Raw genomic sequence first — 20,300 nt, forward strand, 5'->3', positions numbered from 1 at the left:
GGATGTCAATGGAAGGAGGGGCCGTGGAAGGCGGGCAGGCCGATCCAGTCGGGCTTGCCGACGCCCGACAGGCCCAGGCGCCAGCATGACGACAGCGCCGGTGACGATCGACGGCATCGCCGCGTGGATGATCTGAGCGCCGAATCGCCGGACCGCGAGTCCCACCACGAACAGCGCCACGCCCACTGCGAAGACCGCGCCAGTCACCGTCGCGCTGGTGCCACCCTGCGCCCGGATTTCCTGATCTATGGCACCCCCGTGCCCGGCTACCACGCGCCCGAGGACACCACCGCGATCTCCGCCGAGATCATTGACGATCCTGCTCGACGCGTGCGTAGCCGCCCTCGTCGGGCGGGAGTCTCCCCCCACCGCGCTCGCCGCCCACCTTCGCCGACCACCACGACTGGGCCCAGGGCTACCCTGCCCCGCCCGAGGCGCTCCACCGCTTCTTGAGCCTGTGGACCCGCCTGCACGGCGTGCTGTCCCTGAAACTGGCCGGCCACTTCACCGCGATGGGCTTCGACGCCGCCCGCTCTACGCCGCCGAACTTGACGGCCTGCTCGCCTCCTGGCCGTAAAACCCTTAGGCCGTAAAGCCTCTACAGCAGCTCCGCCCGGGCCGCCTGGATGCCCGCCTGGAAGCGGGTCCGGGCGCCGAAACGGTCCATCAGCTCCCGCACCCAGCGCTGCACCGTACGGGTGGAGACCCCCAGCTGGCGGGCGATCGACTCGTCGGTGAGCCCGGCCGCCAGCAGCGTCAGCAACTGCCGGTGCCGGTCCTGCGGCGGCTCCTCGGACAGCTCCGGCAGCCGCATTCCATGCGCCCAGTACAGCTCGAACAGCCCGGCCAGCGCGTCCAGCAGGGTGGAGGGCCGGATCAGCAGTATGCTCTCCAGCTCGGTGCCCGCGCTGACCGGAAGCAGCGCCCACCGGTCGTCCAACAGGGCCAGCTTCAGTGGCACTTCGGTGTGCACCCGGGCCTGCTCCCCGGCCGCCGTGAAGGTCCGGATCTCCGCCAGCCGCTCCGGGTCGCGCAGCACCCGGCTGTGGTACACCACCCGGGTCGCCACCCCCCGCCCCAGCAGCGCCAGTTCGGTCCGCGGATCGGATTGCCGCACGTACGGCGGACGGTCCAGCACCCGCACCCGCTCACGCACCCCCAGCTGCAGGGTGCGCCACAGCTCGGCGATCGAGCGGCGCCCGCTGATCACCTCCACCGGCCCGGCCGCCTCGGCGTCCGGGCGGCCCTGCCGGTAGGTGCGCATCAGCTCGCCGATCCGGCCCCGGGCGCGCCGCAGTTCGACCTCGCGCCGCAGCAGCAGCTCCTCCAGCGCCACGTCCGGCGGCACCGCCGTCCACGCCCCCGCCGCGCACGCCTCCACCAGTCCCAGCTCGGACAGCACGGCCAGCGCCGCGACCACGATCGAGGCCCGCAGGTTCAACTGCGCCGCCAGCCACTGCGGATCGGCGGCCGGAAGGCCCAACAGCCGCAGGTAGAGCTGCTCCTCCAGCGCACCGAGGCCGAGTCCGGCGAGCATGCCCGTCCCCGACACGGCACCGTTCCTAATCAGTGAGTAGGAGTGAGTCAACGAACGGCGCGTCGATCCGCCGGAGCTTCCTCTTCGGCCCGGTCACGTCATCCCCCTCCCCGTCAGTGCCACCACCCTCACACACACCATCGACAGTCGTCCCATCGATCCGACAATCCGTCATCGACAACAAACTCATGGACATCTATGGGCACCAAAACGACCTCAATCCACAGCAGTTCACAACCCCTCCTCGCGCGCTGCACTGCCAGCGGACGTGCCGACTCTGCGCCACCAGGTGACCTAAATCAAGGGATTGACCGTTCGACATGTTCCCGCCATGTCGGGTTCCGGTCCGTCCGAATCCCTTCCCGGCCGCCCGAAGCGGCCCCCAAGCTGGGCGGCACCCCCACAACGCCCAGTCAAGGAGCCCTCCATGGCCCTGTCCCGCACCGGCCGCCTCGCGCTCGCCGCCCTGCTGGCCCTGCCGGCCGCCGCGGTCGCCGCCCCCGCGGCCACCGCGGCCCCCACCGCGCACAGCTACGCCGCGCACCACTACGGTCACGGCCCCCGCTTCGACGGCGGCGTCTGGGGCGGCTACGTCGCCCAGGGCAGCGGCTTCCAGAGCGTCTCCGGCTCCTGGACCATGCCCACCGTGCAGTGCAACACCTCCAACGACCTGTTCGCCCCCTGGGTCGGCATCGACGGCTACGGCTCGCAGACCGTCGAGCAGACCGGCGTGCAGGTCGACTGCTCCAGCGGCTCCCCGGTCTACTCCGCCTGGTACGAGATGTACCCGGCCCCGCCGCAGTACTTCAGCGACCCGGTGGACGCGGGCGACAGCTTCACCGCCTCCGTGGTCAACAGCGGCGGCTCCGACTACACCCTGCAGATCACCGACACCACCAAGGGCTGGACCGAGAACACCGTCCAGCGGCTGGACGGCCAGAACGTCAGCGCCGAGGCCGTGATCGAGTCCCCGAGCCAGAGCTACCCGTCCTTCGGCCGCCTGGACTTCTCCGGCGTCACCGTCAACGGGCAGGTCTTCGACAGCTACGCTCCGCAGGCCATCGACAGCGGCCCCTACACCGAGACCTCGCTCAGCAACGGCTCCTTCGCCATCGTCCCCGCCTGACGCCTCCTCGCCCCACCCCGCCTCGCCCCGCCCCACCCCGCCTCGCCCCGCCCCGGCCCGCCTCGCCCCGCCCCGGCCCGCGCTCCCGCGTGCCGGGGCGGTGCGCGTGCCGGGGGAGCGCGTCAGGCGCGGCCGGGGGAGCCGAGCCCGTTCAGCAGGGCGTCGAGCCCGGCCCGGAGCCGGGCGTCGGTCCCGCTGGGGACGGGCCCCTTCGCGATCGGGCACTGCCGACGCGCCCTCGTCGCGGTCAGCTGATGTGAACAAGTTTTAGTCAAAGCTTTCACGGCAGTTGACGGTCCATCACCACATCCCCCACGCTGGGCGACACCGACCACGCGCTCCACCACACACCTGGTCGGTCCGTGTCCACCGGAAGGGGTCCTTCGCATGCGCCGAACCTTCGCCGCCTTACTGACCGCCCTGCTCGCCCTGGTGGGTGTCGCCGTCCTGCCGTCCGTCGCGCAGGCCGACACCCCCGGCAACTGCTCCACCGGCCGAGGCGCCGGGATGGCATCCGCGACCTGCAACAACGTGCCGGCCGGCACCGTCTGGCACGTCGAGACGGTCTGCTTCTACGTCATCTCCAACCAGCCGATCACCTACTGGGTCGCCGGCAACACCGTGGTCGGCAACGGGACGTCCACCTCGGTCTGCCACCCCGGTGACATCGCCACCGACACCATCCGCCCGGTCGTCATCGGCATGCAGGGCAAGCAGGGCCGCCTGGTCGGCTACGGAGGCAAGTGCGTGGACGTCGCGCACGGCAGCAGCAACGTCGCCACCCCGGTGCAGATCTACGACTGCAACGGCACCGCCGCCCAGTGGTGGACCCTGGGGCTGGACAACTCCGTGCGGGCCCTGGGCATGTGCCTGAACGTGGTGTGGGGCAGCGCCGACAGCCCCAACGGCACCAAGGTCGAGATCTACAACTGCGTCGGCAGCCCGGGCGAGCAGTGGGTCCCGCAGCCCGACGGCTCGCTGAGGAACGTGCTGACCGGCAAGTGCCTGGACGAGCTCGGCTTCAACACCGCCAACCGCACCCAGCTGGGCATCTGGGACTGCAACGGCCTGGACAACCAGAAGTGGGTCCTCACGCCCTGACGTCGTTGAGTGCCGTCGGCGGGCCCGCCTCCCGGGGGGAGGCCGGGGCCGCCGAGCGGCGCGGCGCGGCCGCGGCCGGTCGTCAGCACCCTCCGGGCAGGGCCCGGCCCGCCCTCGGCCGTGCGGCGCGCGGCTCGGCGCCCGCCGTACCCGCCGCCGTGGCGGGCAGGGCGCGCAGGGCCGCCTCCGCCGCCGCCTCGCCGTCGCCGAACTGGTGGGCCCGGGCGGAGCGCAGGGCGGCGTCGAGGTGGAGCGCGGCCTCCTCCGGGTGTCCGGTGGCGGCGAGCGCGCGGCCGTAGAGGGTCTGCAGCACGACCCGGCGGGTGACCGGGAAGGGCGGCTCGGCGAGGGCCAGGCCGCGGGCGGCGTGGTGGGCGGCCTGTTCGGGGTCGCCGGCCGCCAGGCACTGGTCGGCCAGGTGCTGGCGGGCGAGGGCGACGAGGTCGGCGCGGTCGGCCTGTTCGGCCAGCGTGAGGGCCTCGGCCAGCAGGGCGCGCACCCGCGCCGGTCCGCCGTGCCGTGCGTCGTGGCCGTACCGGGCGAGGGCGACGGCCAGGTTGGCCAGGGCGACGGCCTGCGCGGTGCGGTCGCCTGCCAGGGCGGCGAGGCCGGGCGCCCGCTCCAGGTGGACGAGGGCCTCCTCGGGCCGGTCCTCCTCCAGCAGCACCCAGCCCAGCAGCGCGCGGGCGCGGGACTGGGCGCCGGGGTCGAGGTCGGCCTCGGCGGCGGCCAGGCCGTGTTCGAGCAGCGGCGCCCAGCCGTCCCGGACCTGCCACACGATCAGCGGCCACTGCAGGAGCACCAGGCGCCAGGCCCGGTCGTGCAGCCCGGCCGCGACCGCCGCCTCGACCGCTCCGCGCAGGGTGTCGCGTTCGGCGGCGTACCAGGCGAGCGCGCTCGCCCGGTCCGGGAACGGACGGACCTCGACGGGCCGCCGCGCCCCCGGCGGGGGGACGCAGCACGGCTCGCTGCCCGGCTCGGCGGCGGCGCACGCGGCGAGCATGGTGTTCACCAGGTGGTCGAGCAGGCGGGGCAGCACCTCGGCGTCGTCCTCGTCCGGGCGCGGCGGCAGGCTGCGGGCGTAGAGGCGGACCAGGTCGTGCAGGGTGTAGGCGTCGCGGCCGATCTCGACGACCAGGTGGGCGGCGGCCAACTGCCCCAGCGCGCCCGCGGCCCGGGGCAGTGCGTCGCCGGCCAGCGCGGCGGCGGTGCGGCTGTCGAGGGTGGTGCCGGTGTGGGTGCCGAGGCGGTGGAACATCCGGCGGGCCGGGTCGGACAGGTGCTGCACGGTCAGCGCCAGGGCGGCCGCGACGCTGGTGTCCTCCACGTCCAGCAGGCTCAACCGGCCCTGCTCGTCGGCCAGTTCGTCGGCCATGGCGGCAAGGCTCCGGGTCGGGCAGGTGGCGACGCGGGCCGCCGCCAGGCGCAGCGCCAGCGGCAGCCCGTCGCACAGGGCGGCCAGCCGGGCGGCGGCCTCGGGCTCGGCCGAGACCAGCTCCGGGCCCAGGGTGTCGGTGAGCAGGGTGACGGACTGCGGCGCGGACAGTTCGGCCAGTGGGACGGGCCGGGCGGCGTCCGAGGCGACCAGCCCGCCGAGCCGGTCGCGGCTGGTCACCACGGTGACGCAGCCCTCCCCGTCGGGCAGCAGCGGGCGGACCTGATCGGAGGTGCGCGCGTTGTCCAGGACGATCAGCATCCTGCGCCCGGCGGTCAGTTCCCGGTAGCGGGCGGCCAGCGCCTCGGGGGAGTGGGGCATCCGCTCGGCCGGCAGCCCGAGGGCGAGCAGCAGTTCGCGCAGCACGGCGGGGGTGGAGCGCGCGGGCAGCGGACTGTGCCCGCACAGGTCGACGAACAGCCGCCCGTCGGGGAAGTCGGCCCGGCGGCGGTGGGCCCAGTGCACGGCCAGGGCGGTCTTGCCGACCCCGGCCCCGCCGGCGACCACGGCGATCGCCCCGGGGGAGGCGGCGGCCCGGTCGAGCGCGGCCAGCTCCTCCTCGCGTCCGGAGAAGCCGCGGGGGCGCCGGGGGAACGGCCACTGCGCGGGGGCGGCGGCGGGGGCGGGGGCGCCCTCGACGGCCGGCGGGACGGGCCGCGCGGCGGGGGCGTCGGCGCGCAGCAGCGCCTCGTGCGCCTCGACGAGCTCCGCCCCCGGACCGATCCCCAACTGCTCGGCCAGGGCCCGGCGGGCGCGGTGGAACCACTCCATCGCCTCCGAGCGCCGCCCGGCCTGCCCCAGCGCGGTCATCAGCGCGGCCACCAGCGACTCCCGCAGCGGGTTCAGCGCGGCCTCGGTGCCCAGCACGCCGGCTGCCGACCCGTGGTCACCGAGCCGCCCGTACGCGCGCGCCAGCTCCTCCACCGCCGCGAGCCGCAGCTCCTCCAGCGCCTGCGCGGCGCACCGCAACGGCAGGCTCGGCGTCGTCCCGGCCAGCGCCGGCCCCCGCCACAGCCCGAGCGCCTCGCGCAGCACCGCCACCGATGCGTCCGCGTCCGGCGCCGAGCGGGCCGACCGTACGAGCCGCTCGAACCGCCTTGCGTCCACCGCCGACTCGGGCACCCGCAGCAGGTACGCGCCGCCGTCGGTCACCAGCTCGCCCCCGCCGTCGCCGGCCCCGTGCGCGGCCAGGACCGCGCGCAGCCCCGACACGTGGTTCTGGATGACCGTGCGCGCATGCCGCGGCGGCTCCTCCTCCCACAGCGCCTCGGTCAGCCGCTCGACCCCCACCGGCGCACCCGGGTTCAGCACCAGCATCGCCAGCAGACTCCGGCGCTTCACCGACCCGACAGCGAGCTCCCGCCCATCCGCGGCCACCACGGCCACCGAGCCCAACAACCGGAAGTCCACCCACGCCCCCACCGCGCCACCAGCAAATATGACAAGCATATTGCGGCGGGCGACCTGCCCATCGCCGAGCGTTCCCCTCCCCGGAGCCCCGGCCCCGGTACCCCGGACGGCCGTGCCGCCACGCCCTCAGTGTGGGAGGTGCCGCCGACCGAGAAGGTTCAGGGCGTGCTCCAGCGCATCGCGCTGAGTGGCATTCAGGTCCGCGGTCAGCTCGGCGTCCAGGTCCTGAGCGGCGTCCGCACAGCGCGAGAGCAGGGCACGCCCTTCGGCGGTGAGGCTGAGGACCTGTCGACGGCGGTCCTCCGAGTCCCGGACACGCTCCACGGCTCCGAGCTCCTGCAACTGGTCGGCGAGGGCGACGACCAGACTCGGCGCCACCCCGAGCCGCTTCGCCAGTTCCTGCTGAGAGACCGCGGGTCCCGAGTCGAGCGCCGCAAGCAGGCCGGCGTGTTTGGGCTTGAGTCCCAGCGCCTCGACCCGCGCCGCGAACCGGTCGGCGGCCACGGCGCCGAGTGTCCCCAGGTTGAAGACGATCGTGGCCCTCAGCTCTGCTGCTCCCTTGACATCACTCACGCACAGAATGATACCGTCTCATTATCGTTCACAGCTCGAATGATTCATGAGGGGATTCAATGAACGCCCTGCTCGCCGCCAACGCCGTAGCAGCTCTTGTGAGCGCCGGTTCGAGCATCGCCGGGGTCCTGCGCCCAGGCCTCGCCCTCCCCGGGGGAGGGCCGGTCACGGCCGGGACCGACCTCTACGCCCGCGCCTACGCGGTCAGGGCCGTCCCGCTCGGGCTGGCCGTCGCACTCCTGTCGCTGACCGGTTCCACCGATGCGGCCACGTGGCCGCTGCTGGCCGTCGCCGGGCTGGCCCAGGCCGGCGACAGCGCGATCGGCGTCCGGTACCGCAACCGCGGCATGACCTTCGGCGCGGGCGCCTTCGCGGTCCTCCACCTCGTCTCCGCCTACTGGATCGCCCGATGAACGCCGCGACGCTCGCCGAAGCGACACTCGCCCTCCTCCTCGAAATGGCCGTGTACGTCTCGGCCGGCTACTGGGGCTGGACCCGCACCACCCGCCTGCCCCTGCGTCTCGCACTGGCCACCGGCGCGGTGGCCGTCCTGGCAGAGGTCTGGGGGCTCTTCGGCGCACCGACCGCGACCCACCCGCTGCACGGCACGGCTCGCGTGCTCCTCGAACTCGGCTGGTACGGCACGGGAACCCTGGCCCTGCTCACCGCCCGACGGCGCCGCACGGCTCTTCGACGTCCACCGGCAGGGACGCCGGCGACCAAGTGACGCGCCCAGTCGCACGAGCACTCCCGCACGACGCCCTCGCCGCTACCGGCCGCCGGTATCCTCCTCCCGTACCCCCAGCTCCGACAGCTCCAGGTCCTGATGAACTGTCAACACCCGCCCCGGGGAGGCACCGTGCCCAACGACGACACCCCGCTGTTCGCCGCCGTGCGACAGCCCGACAGCACCCCCGACCGGCTGCGCCGCCAGATCGAGTTCATCATCGAGGTCGACCGGCTCAAGAACGTCTTCCGGCAGAGCCCGCTGCTGGCCGCCGACCGGCGCGAGAACGACGCCGAACACTCCTGGCACCTCGCCCTGATGACCCTGGTCCTCGCCGAGTACGCGGACGAACCGGTCGACCCGGTCAAGGCCCTCGCCATGGTCATCCTGCACGACCTGGTCGAGATCTACGCCGGGGACACCTTCCTCTACGACTCCGCGGCCACCGCCGACCAGGAGGAACGCGAACGCCAGGCCGCCGACAAGCTGTTCGCGATCCTCCCGGACGACCAGCGCGACCACTTCCGCGCGATCTGGGACGAGTTCGAGGAACGCGCCAGCGCGGAGGCCCGGTTCGCCAAGGCGATGGACCGCCTCCAACCGCTGCTGCTCAACTACGGCAACCAAGGCGGCACTTGGCGCACCCCCGGAGTCACCGACGCCGACGTCCGGGCCCGCAAGTCCGTCATCGGCGACTCCTCCGCCGACCTGTGGCGCTACGCCGAGACCCTGATCCGCACCGGCGCCGACAACGGCTGGGTCCCACGCGCCAGCGCGCCCCCCGAGTCGTGACACCCCGGCCCCGTCCGGCCTCGACGTCCACGCGCGGCGGCGCACCGCGGCTCAGGGCGTGGGCGCGGCGGCCTCCAGGGCGTCGACCGTGCCGGACATGACGGTGCGCAGGTGCCGGGTGAGGTGTTCGGCGGGTCAGTGCCACCAGGCGACGGCCGGCAGACGGGCGATGGCGGACGCCCAATGGCCTGCTCCACGAACTCCCCCCCACCCCGGCCCGGCCATCCGGCCACGCCCCAGGACCCCCGCCCTACGCGCCACCCGGCCCCGGGGTCGCTCTCCCCGGCGCGCCGCCACTGCCGCCGGTCACCACGCCCCGGCACCGGCATCTCGGCCGCCGCACACCCCCCCGGAAGTCGTACAACTGGCGGCTTCGACGCGGGACGTCACCGGCCTGCGCCAGGACCCGCCGGCGCCACGGAGGTCGGATTGTCGGACCCTCCCGTTACCGTCGCGGTGGAGGAGGTGCGACATGGGTGGCACAGGGCGGTTGGTCGTGGCGATGCAGGTGTCCGCGGACGGCTACGTCGACAGCGAAGTTCCGGGCGCCAACTGGCAGTTGTGGAACTGGGGCCCGCAGTGGCCGTGGAGCGCCGACCTGCGGGCCTCGTTCAACGGCCTGCTGGCCGGCGCCTCGGGGATCCTGCTGAGCCGGCCGATGGCGGACGAGGGGTACCTGGGGCACTGGGAGCGCATGGCCGCTCTCCATCCCGCCGACGCGGACTGGGAGTTCAGCCGGGCGATCGGGGTGCTGCCGAAGTTCGCGGTGTCCCGATCGGGGCGGCCGGCGCGACGGTGGCCGCGCACCGAGGTGCTCAACGGCGAGCTGGCCGAGACGGTGGCGCGGGCGAAGGAACGGGCAGGCGGGGCACTGCTCTGCTTCGGGGGCGCGGGGCTGGTCTCCGCGCTGCTGCGCGAGGGCCTGGCCGAGGAACTGCGCCTGTTCGTCAACCCCGGCTTCGCCGGATCGGGCGGCAGCGTGTTCGGGCCGTGGCTGGTGCGACACGCCTACCGGGCGGGCGGGGTGACGGCGTACGACTGCGGGATCGTGGAGAGCCGCTGGTCACGGGGGTAGCCGGGCCCCAGGGGGCTGACGCCGCTTTGCGAACCCTTTGCTAGCATCCGCCGCACCGAACAGTGGATCAAGAAGGAGCACCGGTGGACCAGGAGCGGGTGGAGCTGGCGTACACGCCGACGGGCGAGGACTTCCGCGAGGCCATCGCGGTCCAGACGCGGCGCACCGTGGCGGGTTGGCTGCCGCGGGTCGCGCCTTCGGCGGTGGCGGCCTTCACCGCGTTCGGCTTGGCGGCGAAGCTGGCGGACGGCCAGACGGTCGTGTCGGACGCTGTGGCGTTGGCCGCGCTGGTGGCGCTGGTGGTGTTCACGCCCCGGCTGCAGGCGATGCTGGCGCAGCGGCGCGCGGCCCGGCGCGGCGGCGAGTACCGCGCGGTGGTGGACGGCAGCGGCGTGAGCGTCACCGACGGGAGCGGCATCCGCACCCTGAGCTGGACGGCCGGGCCCCGCTTCGCCGAGACGCGGAACCTCTTCGTGGTCCTGAACCGCAGCGGCTCCTGCCTCCTCGTCCTCCCCAAGCGCGGCACCTCCGCCCCCGACGCCCTGCGCGCACTCCTCACCCGGCACGCGACCCCCATCGGCCGCCCGGCGAACAGTGGAACGGCCGCAGCAGGACGCTGACCGACACCCCGTCGGGCGACGGGGGATCAGTTCCGGACGGTCGCGGCGGGGTTGTGAACTGTTGGGGATTGAGGTCGTTTTGGTGCACATAGGTGTCCATGAGCTTGTTGTCGATGGCGGTTTGTTGGATCGATGAGGCGACTGTCGGTGGTGTGTGTGAGGGTGGTGGCACTCACTGGGAGGGGGATGGCGTGACCGGGTCGAAGAAGAAGCTCTGGCACATCGACGCGCTGTTCGTTTCCCTCGGCCCGACGGGTGTGACGGTCCGTGACCGTCTCGAGGGCCTCACGCCCGAGGATGAGAAGGTGCTGCGGCTGGTCGGCGGGCATATGGGGGCTCTGGCGTCGAAGGACCTGAAGGCGCGCTGCGCGGACGGGCTGGAGCATGGCAAGGAGACGTGGGCCGCGCGCAAACGTGACCTGACCGTGGAGTCGTCGTCGCGCTGGGCGGGGAGCGTCACCAAGGCCACGCACGACCAGTGGGCGCTGTCACGTCGCGGGCAGGCCGCTTACCTGGACTCGTTGGACACAGGGATCAAAACAATCGCTCACCGGCTGTCGCTGCCGGTCGGGGAGAAGGGCACCAAGCGGGCACCCGGCGGTTACCGTTCCAGGCATGAGTGGTTCGTCAAGTCCCGTCGGCTCGCGGCGCTGGAGGAACGGTACGCGGCTGCTCGGGTCGATGGTGAGGCCGGTCGCGTGCATGTGGTGCGCGGCGGGCGGAAGTTGCTGAACACCCGGCACAACCTGGCCGCCGCCGGTCTTACCGAGGCTGAGTGGCGGGCGCGGTGGGAGAGTGCGCGGTGGTTCCTCGCCGCCGACGGGGAGTCGGGCAAACGGTTCGGCAACGAGACGATCCGGGTCTCCCCGGACGGTGAGGTGTCGATCAAGCTGCCCGCGACGCTTGCCGAGTATGCCAACGCCGCCAGCGGCCGGTATGTCCTGGCCGCGAAGGTGGCGTTCGCGCACCGGGGCACCGAGTGGGCCGACCGGATCGAGGGCCACCGGGCGGTGGCCTATCGCATCCACCTGGACGTGGCTCGTGGCCGCTGGTACCTGGACGCGTCCTGGGTCCGGCCCGTGGTGCGGACGATGCCGCTGGAGGCGGCCCGCGCGGCCGGGATGGTCGGGGTGGACACCAACGCCGACCACTTCGCCGCCTGGCACCTCGACGCCCACGGCAACCCGGTCGGCGAACCCCGCCGGTTCCGCTACGACCTGACCGGCACCGCCACCCACCGCGACGCCCAGATCCGCCACGCCATCACCCGACTCCTCCACTGGGCCAAGCGGTGCGGTGTGAGGGCGATCGGCCTGGAGAACCTGGACTTCACCGCCGAGACCACCCGCGAGAAACACGGCCGCAGGAAGCGGTTCCGGCAGCTCGTCTCCGGCATCCCCACCGGCAAACTCCGCGCCCGGCTCATCTCCATGGCCGCCGAACTGGACATGGTCATCGTCGCCGTGGACCCCGCCTACACCTCCCAATGGGGCGCGCAGCACTGGCAGAAACCGCTCGCGACACCCAGCCGAAAGACCACCCGACACGACAGCGCCGCTGTCGCGATCGGGCGACGCGCCCTCGGACACCCGATCCGGCGACGGACGGCACCGCCCCTCCAGCACCAGAGCGATGCTGGCGGGCATCGGACCGTCCAGGCCCCATCAGGCATCCGGGGGCGTGAGGAGACCCGCCGCCCCGTCACGGACCGTGCACACGATGCGCGCAGCCGAGCGGGGACAAGGAGAACGCGGGCGACCAGTCGGGCATCCACCACCGTTCGGGATGCACGCAGTGATCAGACCTGGGTCCAAGACTCACTCCTGATCACTTAATTGGAACGGTTCCCCGGTTCCGCGACGCCGCCGGTCCGCCCGTACGGCTTCACCCAGGGCAGAACGCCGATCCCTTCCCCCGGCGCGCCGGATCCCTAGGCTGAAGAGGTGAGCACTCATGCGCCGGACGAAGCCCGCGTCATCCCCCTGCGCCCGCAGACCTCGCCGCCCGCATCCGGCGGGGCGACCCGCGCCCCGCAGCGACCGGCGGGGGCCCCACCGGCGCCCGCGCCGAGGGAACCCCTGTGGCGCGACCTCGTCGGCGGTGTGCTGCGGCGCGAGCGGCTCGCCCAGGAGCGCACGCTGAAGGACGTCGCGGAGACGGCCCGGATCTCGATGCCGTACCTGTCGGAGCTGGAGCGCGGACGCAAGGAGGCGTCCTCCGAGGTGCTCGCGGCCGCCGCCAGGGCCCTCGGGCTCGGCCTCGGCGACCTGCTCTCGCTCGCCCAGGACGAGCTGACCGGGCACACCCGGAGCTCGATCAGCCACGGTCGCACCGCGCCCACGGCGCACTCCAACGGCCTCTGCCTGGCGGCCTGACCACACCGCGTGAGCGAACCAGCGGCCGGTACACCCCCGTCGTACCGGCCGCACCGGGTCAACGGGGTCAGCCGAACGCGAGCCGCCGGCTCAGCACCTCGTCGGCGAGCCCGTAGGCGACGGCCTCCTCGGCGGTGAGCACCTTGTCCCGGTCCAGGTCCGCGCGCAGCGTCGCCACGTCGTGGTGCGTGTGCCGGGACAGGACCTCCTCCACCTGTGAGCGGATGCGGACCATCTCCTTGGCCGCGAGGCTGAGGTCGGAGACCGTCCCCTGCCGGCCGCCGCTGGCCGGCTGGCCGAGCAGCACCCGCGCGTGCTGGAGCACGAACCGTCGCCCGGGATCTCCGCCGGCCAGCAGCACCGCCGCCGTCGACGCCGCCTGACCGACGCAGAACGTGGAGATCGGCGCCTGCACGAACGTCATCGTGTCGTAGATCGCCATCAGCGAAGTGAACGATCCGCCGGGCGAGTTGAGGTAGATCGAGATCTCGCGCTCCGGGTTCTCCGACTCCAGGTGCAGGAGCTGCGCGATGACCACGTTGGCGACCCCGTCGTCGATCTCGGTGCCGAGGAAGATGATCCGCTCGTTCAGCAGCCGGCTGAAGACGTCGTAGGACCGCTCACCGTGCGCGGTCCGCTCGATGACGTAGGGAACCGTGTACGACCCCATGTCACAGCCCCATCCGTCGGCGCGAGGAGGCCGGGCGGATGTCGGCGACCGACTCCACCACCCGGTCCACGATCCCGTACTCCCTGGCCTGCTCGGCCGTGAACCAGCGGTCCCGGTCGCCGTCGCGCGCGATCGTCTCCTCGCTCTGTCCGGTGTGCTCGGCGGTGATCCGCTCGATGGACCGCTTGGTGAACTCCAGGTTCTCCGCCTGGATCTCGATGTCCGCGGCGGTGCCGCCGATGCCCGCCGAGGGCTGGTGCATCATGATCCGCGCGTTCGGCAGCGCGAACCGCTTGCCGGGCGCCCCCACCGTGAGCAGGAACTGGCCCATGCTGGCGGCGAACCCCATCGCCAGCGTCGACACGTCGTTCGGGATCAGCCGCATGGTGTCGTAGATCGCGAGCCCCGCCGTGACCGACCCGCCGGGGCTGTTGATGTACAGGCTGATGTCGGTGCGAGGGTCCTCCGCCGACAGCAGCAACAGCTGCGCGCACACCCGGTTGGCCGACACGTCGTCGACCTGGGTGCCGAGCAGGACGATCCGCTGGGCGAGCAGCTGTGCCGCCAGATGGTCGTCGAAGCGGCTGGGCGGGGTGTCGCCCTGCTCCGCGCGGAGCGGGGGCGTGCTGAGGGGAGTCATCCGGTCTCCTTGTCGAGGAGGTCTGCTGTCGACTCCACTCTTGACCGGGGGAGCGCCCCGGATGCGGTTTCTCTGCCCGCCGCAGATTCGCCACGGGCAGAGCCGACAGCCGCAGCCCGGGCCGTGCCCGCCGTGGAGGCGGGCCCGTCCTCACCCGAGGGCGGAGTCGAGGAAGTCGCGCCAGGCGGCGTGCACACGCCCGGCGTGGGGGCCGTCGTCGCCGTTCCCGCCGTCGGTGAGGAGGTCCAGCAGCAGGCCGCGCAGGACGGCGAGTACCACGGTGGCGTTCGCCCGGGTGCCGGCAAGGACGCGTTCCAGCGGCGGCAGCCACTCGTCCAGCGAGGCGGTGTCGAAGTCCAGCCAGGGCTCGCAGCGGTCGAAGGCCCGGACGTACCCCTCGAAGAACAGCCGCAGCGCGCCCCGGCGTTCGGGCCTCGTCAGCCACTCCCAGAGCAGTTCGAGGGTCTCGCGGGCGCTGCCGCCCTCGACCTCGGACCGTTCCAGCAGCGCCAGTTGCTCGGCCCGTCCGACCGCCAGGACCTCCCGGACCAGCTGCTCCTTCGACCCGAACAGGTACAGCAGCACGCGTGGGCTGGAGCCGATCTCCGCCGCCAGCGGGCGTAGCGAGAGGTCGGACACGCCCCGCTCGGCGACGTAGCGGACGGTCGCCGCGAGGATCTCCTCGCGGCGCGGTGACGGGCGGCAGACGGCGTTGGCGGGAGTGGACACGTGGTCTATCGTTCCACTGAAACGAGTGTTTCAGTGGAAGGGGATGCTGCCATGGCCGCCACCGAGCCCGCGATCGCGACCGTCCGCGAGGCCGACCGCCCCGGCGACCTCGGCGCCGTCGCCGCCCTGCACGGCGTCCTCTACGCCCGCGAGTACGGCATGGACGCGACCATGGAGGCCTATGTCGCCGCCGGCATGGCGGAGTTGGTGCTGGCCCGCGTCCGTGAGGGCGACGCGGCACCCGGCTGCCTGTGGGTCGCCGAACTCGACGGCCGCGTGGTGGGTGCCACCGGGCTCGTCCGCGCGCAGGAGCGCCCGGGCTGGGGCCAGTTGCGGTGGGTGATCCTCGCCCCGGACGTCCGGGGCCGGGGCCTGGGCCGTCGGCTGCTGGAGACCGCCCTGGCCGAGGCCCGCGCCCGTTCGTACGAGGGCGTGCTGCTCTGGACGGTCGCCGGCCTCGACGCCGCCCACCACCTGTACGCGAAGGCCGGCTTCGAGCTCACCGTCTCCCGCCCCGCCCACACGTTCGGCCTCGACACGGTCGAACAGCGGATGGACCTGCGCCTGTGAGGGGCCGCGGGGCGCCCGGCGGCCCCCCGGTGCGGATCGGAGCCGCCGCGCCCCGGTCGCGGCGCCGCGTTGCGCTGCCCGCCCGCATCCTCGGGGACGCCGGACGAGGGCCGGGTCTGCGGGCCGTAACGGAGTTCCGTGTCCGCCGCCACCGCCACCCCGCCCCGGGCCCGCCCGCGCCCCTCCACCTGGTCCCGCACCTCCGCCACCGGACGGGCCCTGCTCACCACCGTCCTGGCCACCGGCGTCACCACGTTCATGTTCCTGCCCCTGCTCGCCCTGCACCTGAGCGCCGCCGGCACCCCGGTGGGGCGCGTCGGGCTCCTGATCGGGCTGCTCTCGCTGTGCGGGCAGGGCTTCTCGGTGATATCCGGCCTCCTCGTGGACCGCGTCGGCGCCCGCGCCACCACCACCGCCGGCTTCGGCTGCCGCATCGTCGGCTACCTGCTGATCGCCGCCGGAGGACCGGCCCTGGTGCCCGGCATCGCGGCCGTCGGCATCGGCGGCTCACTGCTGGTGCTGTCCGTCAAAGCCCGCCTGGTCACCGAAGCGGCGGCGCACGACGACACCCGCGGGATGCTCGCGCTGCGCTCCACCTTCGGCAACGTCGGCGTGGTCCTCGGACCGGCCCTCGGCGCGGTCGCCTACCCGCTCGGCTTCGACACCATCCTCGCCGCGGCCGTCCTCTCCCACCTCGTCCTCGGCTTCCACCTGACCTTCCTCACCAAGGACGAAGCCAACGCCGAAGCCAAGAACGAAGCCAAGAACGAAGCCGACGACGGACCGGCCGCGCCCCACCCCCCGCACGCCGCGGACCGGCGGCCGGCGCCCGAGCGCACCGCCGCCCCCGGCCGACGCGGGCCAACCGTCCTCTTCCTCGCCGCGGTCGCCTACTGGGCCATTTACAGCCAGCTCAACTCGGTGATCCCGCTCACCGCCAAGACCCTCACCGGCAGCACCGCGGCCATCTCGGTGGTCTTCACCCTCAACGGCGCCCTCGTCCTGCTGTGCCAGTACACGCTGCTGCGCCGCTTCCTCGGGCACCTGCCGCCCCGCACCCTGCTCACCGCCGGGTTCGCGGCCTTCGCCCTGGCCTACCTCGCCCTGCTGCCGCACGCCGGATGGCTGTCACTGCTGCTGTTCACGGTGCCCGCCACCCTCGCCGAGATGCTGATCGGACCGAGCCTCGACGAACTGGCCGTCACCACCGCCCCGCGCCGCAGGACCGGCCGCGCCCTCGGCCTCCTCGGCCTGGCCGGGGCCGTCGGCTCGCCCCTGGGCGCAGGCCTGGGCACCCACCTGCTCCAGTCCCTGCACGGCGGCCCCGGCGTCTGGCTCACCATCACCACGACCGCCGCCCTGGCCGCCGGCGCCTGCCTCCTCCTCCCGCGCACGGCCCGCTGACCGCCCACAGACCTCGTACGATGCCCCCCGACTGCCCTTTCGGCCCTCGCGGGAAGCGCGCCGAACCCATAGTCTCGGCCCCTCGGGGCCGAGCGGCGACTTCGAAGGGGCTGGGGAGCGTGCGAAAGACAGCGACACACTCGGTGCCACCGACACCCGAGACGGCGCCGAGGAGGCGTGCACAGCGGGTGGCCCCCGAACCCGCCGCGGGGAGGGCGCCGCACCCCGCCGAACTCGCCCTCCTCCAACGGACGGTGGGCAACGCGGCCGTGACGCGCCGGCTGCAGCGCCAGGAGAGTCCCGCGGTCCGGGAGGAGGCGCGGCGGCACGCCGCCGATCCCACCGCGCACGGCGAGTGGGGCACCTTCCGCGACACGATGGCCGAAGTCGGCTTTCCCAGGGACGTCACGGACATCGCCTGGCAGCTCGTTCTCGGCGGCATCGCCGAACAGGGACAGCTCAACGACGAGGCCGCGGCGAAGTTCACCGAACGCCAGGAACAACGCGACCACCGCGCGTCGAACAGCTGGTACCAGGAGCTGGTCAAGGTCATCGGCGACTACCTGGAGATCGACACGCCGACACTGGCCCTCTGGTCCGGCGGCCGGGAGGTCAGTGACTACGCCCGCGCCAAGGGCCACACCCCCCTGGAGGCCACCCCCTTCGGCGGCGTGGTCGACAAGCTGACCCTCACCTCGGACTGGATGCTCAAGACGCCGATGTGGAACGTCCTGTCCAAGGCCTTCGTGAGCCGCGCCCGCGGCCCCGTCCACATCTTCCTGCGGGCGTACGACCCCGACAGCGTCCTCATCGCGCAGGAGGTCCCGCAGCTGCGCGTGGTCATGGCGCTCAACCCGGCGGTGCGGCTCATCTGGCACCCCACGTACGCCGCAGCCGACGGGAAGCTGATGGAGGTCACCGACAGCCTTGAGCTGGCCTCCGACGCGTCCTACCTCACCCGGGACAAGTGCGTGCAGGTCCTCTACGACTACCTCCGGCTCGTCCACGACCCGGCCAACACCCACTCCCGGCGCGCCCATGCGGAGATGAGCGCCCGCCTCGCCGCCAACGGCAACCCCCAATAGCCGCCGGCCCCGCCACCCCCGCGGTGAACCGCTACCGGTCCGGCGCGGCGGTCTCGATCGCGGCGAGCAGACGGGCGTGGACGGCGCCGGCGGCGTCACGGGTGGCCGGGTCGGGGTCGTCCAGCTGCCCGGCGATCAGCTCGGCGGCCGCGGCCAGCACCGGGACCGGCACGGCGGCGGTGCGCAGGTGGAGCAGCTGGGAGGCGGCGCGCTCACCGGCGGTGGTGGTGCGCGTGGTGGGGATGAGGTGCTGGAGGCCGCGCGGAAGCTGACTGGTCATCCGGCCATTGTCCCGGCTCCGGCGCGGACGTCGCCCCGCCGCACCCGACGGCCGTCGAGGCGGGCGACAACCTCGCCGTCGCAGGCGCAACGGGCCGGAACGGGTTGTCAGTGCCCCCTCCTACTGTTGGGAACAACGCCGGAGGGGACGCCGAAAAGGCGCCGAAAGAGCGTTGGAAAAGGGGTAGAGCCATGTCTGCGAACCGGATCAAGCACAAGGTCAACCACGTCTCGCTCGTGGTCGACAAGTCCGGCTCGATGCGCCAGCACCAGGAGCAACTCGTCCGCGTGGTCGACGAGTTCGTGAAGGGCCTGCAGGAGGAGTCGGACCGGCTCGGCCACGAGACCCGCATCAGCCTCTACGCCTTCGACCACGAGGTGCAGAACCTGGTCTGGGACATGGACGTCAAGCACCTGCCGTCCCTGCGCGGCCTCTACAAGGTCGACAACGGTGCGACGGCGCTGATCGAGGCGGCCGTGAAGTCCGTCGACGACCTGAAGAACATCTGGGAAGGGTACGGGGAGCACTCCTTCCTCCAGGTCGTCGTCACCGATGGCGAGGAGAACGCCTCCGGCTGCTCGCAGAGCGGCCAGATGCACACCCGCATGGGCGCCGGCCAGGGCAAGGCCGTCCTGCGCTCGTGGATCGACCGCATCCACGGCGCCATGGACAACCTCCCCGACCACTGGACCTCGGCGATCCTCGTCCCGAACTCCCTGGCCAAGCGCACCGCCCAGGAGTACGGCTTCCCCGCGGGCAACATCGCGATCTGGGACGCGGACTCCAGCAAGGGCGTCGAGGAGGCCATCGGCACCGTCAAGAACGCCGCCACCAGCTTCCTGCGCGGCCGCGAACAGGGCGTGCGCGGCACCAAGAACCTGTTCGCCATGGGCCAGGACCTGAACACCGCCGAGGTCAAGGCCAACCTCGACGCCCTGGACACCGGCAAGTACATCCTGATCCCGGTCGACCAGCAGACCCAGATCCGCGACTTCGTCACCAGCGCCGGCCACACCTACAAGACCGGCTGCGCCTTCTACGAGCTGTCCAAGCGCGAGAAGATCCAGGTCAACAAGCAGATCGCCGTGGCGGAGAAGGACCCGACCACCGGCCGGATGACCGGCAGGGTGTTCTCCGGCCCGGCCGCCCGCCAACTCCTCGGCCTGCCGGCATCGGAGGCCACGGTGAAGCCGGGTGAGAACCCCGCGTACACCGTGTTCGTCCAATCGACCTCCGTCAACCGCAAGTTGCTGCCGGGCACCAAGCTGCTCGTCCTCCTGTAGCCGCACACCACGACCCGGCAGCCGGACCCGGCGGGGCGCTGCCGACTCCGTCCGCACACGCCGAAAGACCGCCCCGCACCTTCCACAGGACCCCATCGGGGGCGAGCCGCTCACGGGGACCGAGGACGTCGAGCGCCGCTCCCCGTCCCGTGGGTCCGTACGGCCGGCCGCCGCGACCGCGCCCACCGAACTCCGGCGAATCGTCCGCACCCGAGCCCGGGCCTCCGGGGGCCGTACCGCTCCCGCCCCACGCTGCTCCCCACTCCACGCTGCTCCCACCCCGCACATCCCGGGGCCTCGTGCGCCTCGCGGTGTCAGCCCGCATCGACGCCGTGTTCCAACCGGCGGACAGGGGCCTTCGGTTGGCCGGTGCCGGGGCGGGCCGCACGGCCCGCCCCCACGCCGACCCGGCCGACATCCGGCCTACGGCTCCGTCCGTCCGCAGGACGTCCGGATGCCGCTGCCGGGCGGGCGGTCAGCCGGTGCAGCCGGGGACGGAACCGGGCGGGGCGCAGTTGTCCGGAGTGTCGGCGAACACCTGCGACCGGGTCAGGTTCACCGTGCCGAAGTTCGAGATGCCGCCGCCGTCACCGCCGCCAGTCCGGCCGCCGTCAGCGCCCGGTGCTTCCGTACTACTGGGGCTGTACGCAATGAGATCGTGCTCCTCGTGCTTTCACAGGCCCCCGTTGGCCCCGGTCACCGCGCAACGTAGGCAGCGGCGTTCATCCGGCCGGCCACAACACCGACCGCGTCCTCCGAACAGCTCGGGCCCACGACCGGGATGGCCCAGCGGGTCCCGCCGTACACGCGTGGGTCCGGCGGTCGAGGGCGAGAACACGGCGCCGCTGTCGATCCAGGTCGGGCGCGG

General features: G+C 73.0%; 20 protein-coding genes and 2 pseudogenes. 14 read left to right on the forward strand and 8 right to left on the reverse strand.

The genetic code is table 11. The features are described 5' to 3' along the window. Positions 1-11: 11 nt before the first annotated feature. Positions 12-237 (reverse strand): annotated as a pseudogene (locus ACFVWU_RS15275) (hypothetical protein); the annotation flags it as partial. Here ACFVWU_RS15275 and ACFVWU_RS15280 point away from each other — a divergent pair. Further along, a pseudogene (locus tag ACFVWU_RS15280) lies at positions 238-577 on the forward strand (TetR-like C-terminal domain-containing protein); the annotation flags it as partial. 21 nt (positions 578-598) lie between these two features. Here ACFVWU_RS15280 and ACFVWU_RS15285 read toward each other — a convergent pair. Further along, on the reverse strand, positions 599-1,552 hold the full coding sequence (locus ACFVWU_RS15285) for a LuxR C-terminal-related transcriptional regulator (protein ID WP_387620162.1): 954 nt from the start codon (positions 1,550-1,552) through the stop codon (positions 599-601). 412 nt (positions 1,553-1,964) lie between these two features. On the opposite strand from ACFVWU_RS15285, the gene ACFVWU_RS15290 reads away from it, so the two are divergent. After that, positions 1,965-2,663, forward strand: coding sequence for a G1 family glutamic endopeptidase (locus ACFVWU_RS15290; RefSeq protein WP_387620165.1), 699 nt, complete (start codon positions 1,965-1,967; stop codon positions 2,661-2,663). 387 nt (positions 2,664-3,050) lie between these two features. After that, positions 3,051-3,764 (forward strand): ricin-type beta-trefoil lectin domain protein, encoded by a 714-nt coding sequence (locus ACFVWU_RS15295; protein ID WP_387620167.1) that lies wholly within the window; start codon positions 3,051-3,053, stop codon positions 3,762-3,764. Between the two features lie 82 nt (positions 3,765-3,846). Here the strand turns inward: ACFVWU_RS15295 and ACFVWU_RS15300 are convergent, their stop codons facing one another. After that, entirely contained in the window at positions 3,847-6,540 is a 2,694-nt protein-coding gene (locus ACFVWU_RS15300; protein ID WP_387620169.1) for a BTAD domain-containing putative transcriptional regulator, read from the reverse strand. 195 nt (positions 6,541-6,735) lie between these two features. Next, positions 6,736-7,182: a MarR family winged helix-turn-helix transcriptional regulator gene (locus ACFVWU_RS15305; protein WP_387620172.1), complete on the reverse strand. Its 447-nt coding sequence runs from the start codon at positions 7,180-7,182 to the stop codon at positions 6,736-6,738. Between the two features lie 59 nt (positions 7,183-7,241). On the opposite strand from ACFVWU_RS15305, the gene ACFVWU_RS15310 reads away from it, so the two are divergent. From ACFVWU_RS15310 to ACFVWU_RS15340, 7 genes are all read left to right on the forward strand, one after another. Then, complete coding sequence (locus ACFVWU_RS15310; protein ID WP_387620174.1) at positions 7,242-7,595, forward strand: hypothetical protein; 354 nt, start codon at positions 7,242-7,244, stop codon at positions 7,593-7,595. Continuing rightward, a complete protein-coding gene (locus tag ACFVWU_RS15315) occupies positions 7,592-7,909 on the forward strand; it encodes a YrdB family protein (protein ID WP_387620176.1) in 318 nt (105 codons plus the stop codon). Before ACFVWU_RS15310 ends, ACFVWU_RS15315 begins: the two co-directional genes overlap by 4 nt. Before the next feature lie 132 nt (positions 7,910-8,041). Next, the gene (locus ACFVWU_RS15320) at positions 8,042-8,701 is read left to right on the forward strand and encodes an HD family hydrolase (protein WP_387620178.1); all 660 of its coding nucleotides are present in this window, start codon (positions 8,042-8,044) and stop codon (positions 8,699-8,701) included. A 472-nt stretch (positions 8,702-9,173) separates the two neighbouring features. Then, the gene (locus ACFVWU_RS15325) at positions 9,174-9,776 is read left to right on the forward strand and encodes a dihydrofolate reductase family protein (RefSeq protein ID WP_387620180.1); all 603 of its coding nucleotides are present in this window, start codon (positions 9,174-9,176) and stop codon (positions 9,774-9,776) included. Between the two features lie 83 nt (positions 9,777-9,859). Next, positions 9,860-10,396 (forward strand): hypothetical protein, encoded by a 537-nt coding sequence (locus tag ACFVWU_RS15330; RefSeq protein WP_387620182.1) that lies wholly within the window; start codon positions 9,860-9,862, stop codon positions 10,394-10,396. Between the two features lie 98 nt (positions 10,397-10,494). Continuing rightward, the gene (locus ACFVWU_RS15335) at positions 10,495-12,231 is read left to right on the forward strand and encodes an IS200/IS605 family accessory protein TnpB-related protein (protein ID WP_387620185.1); all 1,737 of its coding nucleotides are present in this window, start codon (positions 10,495-10,497) and stop codon (positions 12,229-12,231) included. A gap of 108 nt (positions 12,232-12,339) precedes the next feature. Next, entirely contained in the window at positions 12,340-12,771 is a 432-nt protein-coding gene (locus tag ACFVWU_RS15340; protein ID WP_387620188.1) for a helix-turn-helix domain-containing protein, read from the forward strand. A 67-nt stretch (positions 12,772-12,838) separates the two neighbouring features. Here ACFVWU_RS15340 and ACFVWU_RS15345 read toward each other — a convergent pair whose 3' ends face one another. From ACFVWU_RS15345 to ACFVWU_RS15355, 3 genes are all read right to left on the reverse strand, one after another. Continuing rightward, positions 12,839-13,441, reverse strand: coding sequence for a ClpP family protease (locus tag ACFVWU_RS15345; protein ID WP_387620190.1), 603 nt, complete (start codon positions 13,439-13,441; stop codon positions 12,839-12,841). A 1-nt stretch (position 13,442) separates the two neighbouring features. Continuing rightward, positions 13,443-14,081, reverse strand: a complete 639-nt coding sequence (locus ACFVWU_RS15350; RefSeq protein WP_387620193.1) for an ATP-dependent Clp protease proteolytic subunit — start codon at positions 14,079-14,081, stop codon at positions 13,443-13,445. 150 nt (positions 14,082-14,231) lie between these two features. Next, positions 14,232-14,810 (reverse strand): TetR/AcrR family transcriptional regulator, encoded by a 579-nt coding sequence (locus ACFVWU_RS15355; RefSeq protein WP_387620195.1) that lies wholly within the window; start codon positions 14,808-14,810, stop codon positions 14,232-14,234. 51 nt (positions 14,811-14,861) lie between these two features. On the opposite strand from ACFVWU_RS15355, the gene ACFVWU_RS15360 reads away from it, so the two are divergent. From ACFVWU_RS15360 to ACFVWU_RS15370, 3 genes are all read left to right on the forward strand, one after another. Continuing rightward, a complete protein-coding gene (locus ACFVWU_RS15360) occupies positions 14,862-15,380 on the forward strand; it encodes a GNAT family N-acetyltransferase (RefSeq protein WP_387620198.1) in 519 nt (172 codons plus the stop codon). 138 nt (positions 15,381-15,518) lie between these two features. Beyond that, positions 15,519-16,784, forward strand: coding sequence for an MFS transporter (locus tag ACFVWU_RS15365; RefSeq protein WP_387620200.1), 1,266 nt, complete (start codon positions 15,519-15,521; stop codon positions 16,782-16,784). 188 nt (positions 16,785-16,972) lie between these two features. Continuing rightward, complete coding sequence (locus ACFVWU_RS15370; RefSeq protein ID WP_387620202.1) at positions 16,973-17,869, forward strand: hypothetical protein; 897 nt, start codon at positions 16,973-16,975, stop codon at positions 17,867-17,869. A 31-nt stretch (positions 17,870-17,900) separates the two neighbouring features. Here the strand turns inward: ACFVWU_RS15370 and ACFVWU_RS15375 are convergent, their stop codons facing one another. Continuing rightward, complete coding sequence (locus tag ACFVWU_RS15375; protein WP_387620205.1) at positions 17,901-18,149, reverse strand: hypothetical protein; 249 nt, start codon at positions 18,147-18,149, stop codon at positions 17,901-17,903. Positions 18,150-18,340: 191 nt separating this feature from the next. Between ACFVWU_RS15375 and ACFVWU_RS15380 the strand changes: the two genes are divergently transcribed. Further along, positions 18,341-19,432, forward strand: coding sequence for a VWA domain-containing protein (locus ACFVWU_RS15380; protein ID WP_387620208.1), 1,092 nt, complete (start codon positions 18,341-18,343; stop codon positions 19,430-19,432). Positions 19,433-20,300 lie beyond the last annotated feature (868 nt).

Source organism: Kitasatospora sp. NPDC058190, assembly GCF_042883685.1.
Classification (GTDB): domain Bacteria; phylum Actinomycetota; class Actinomycetes; order Streptomycetales; family Streptomycetaceae; genus Kitasatospora.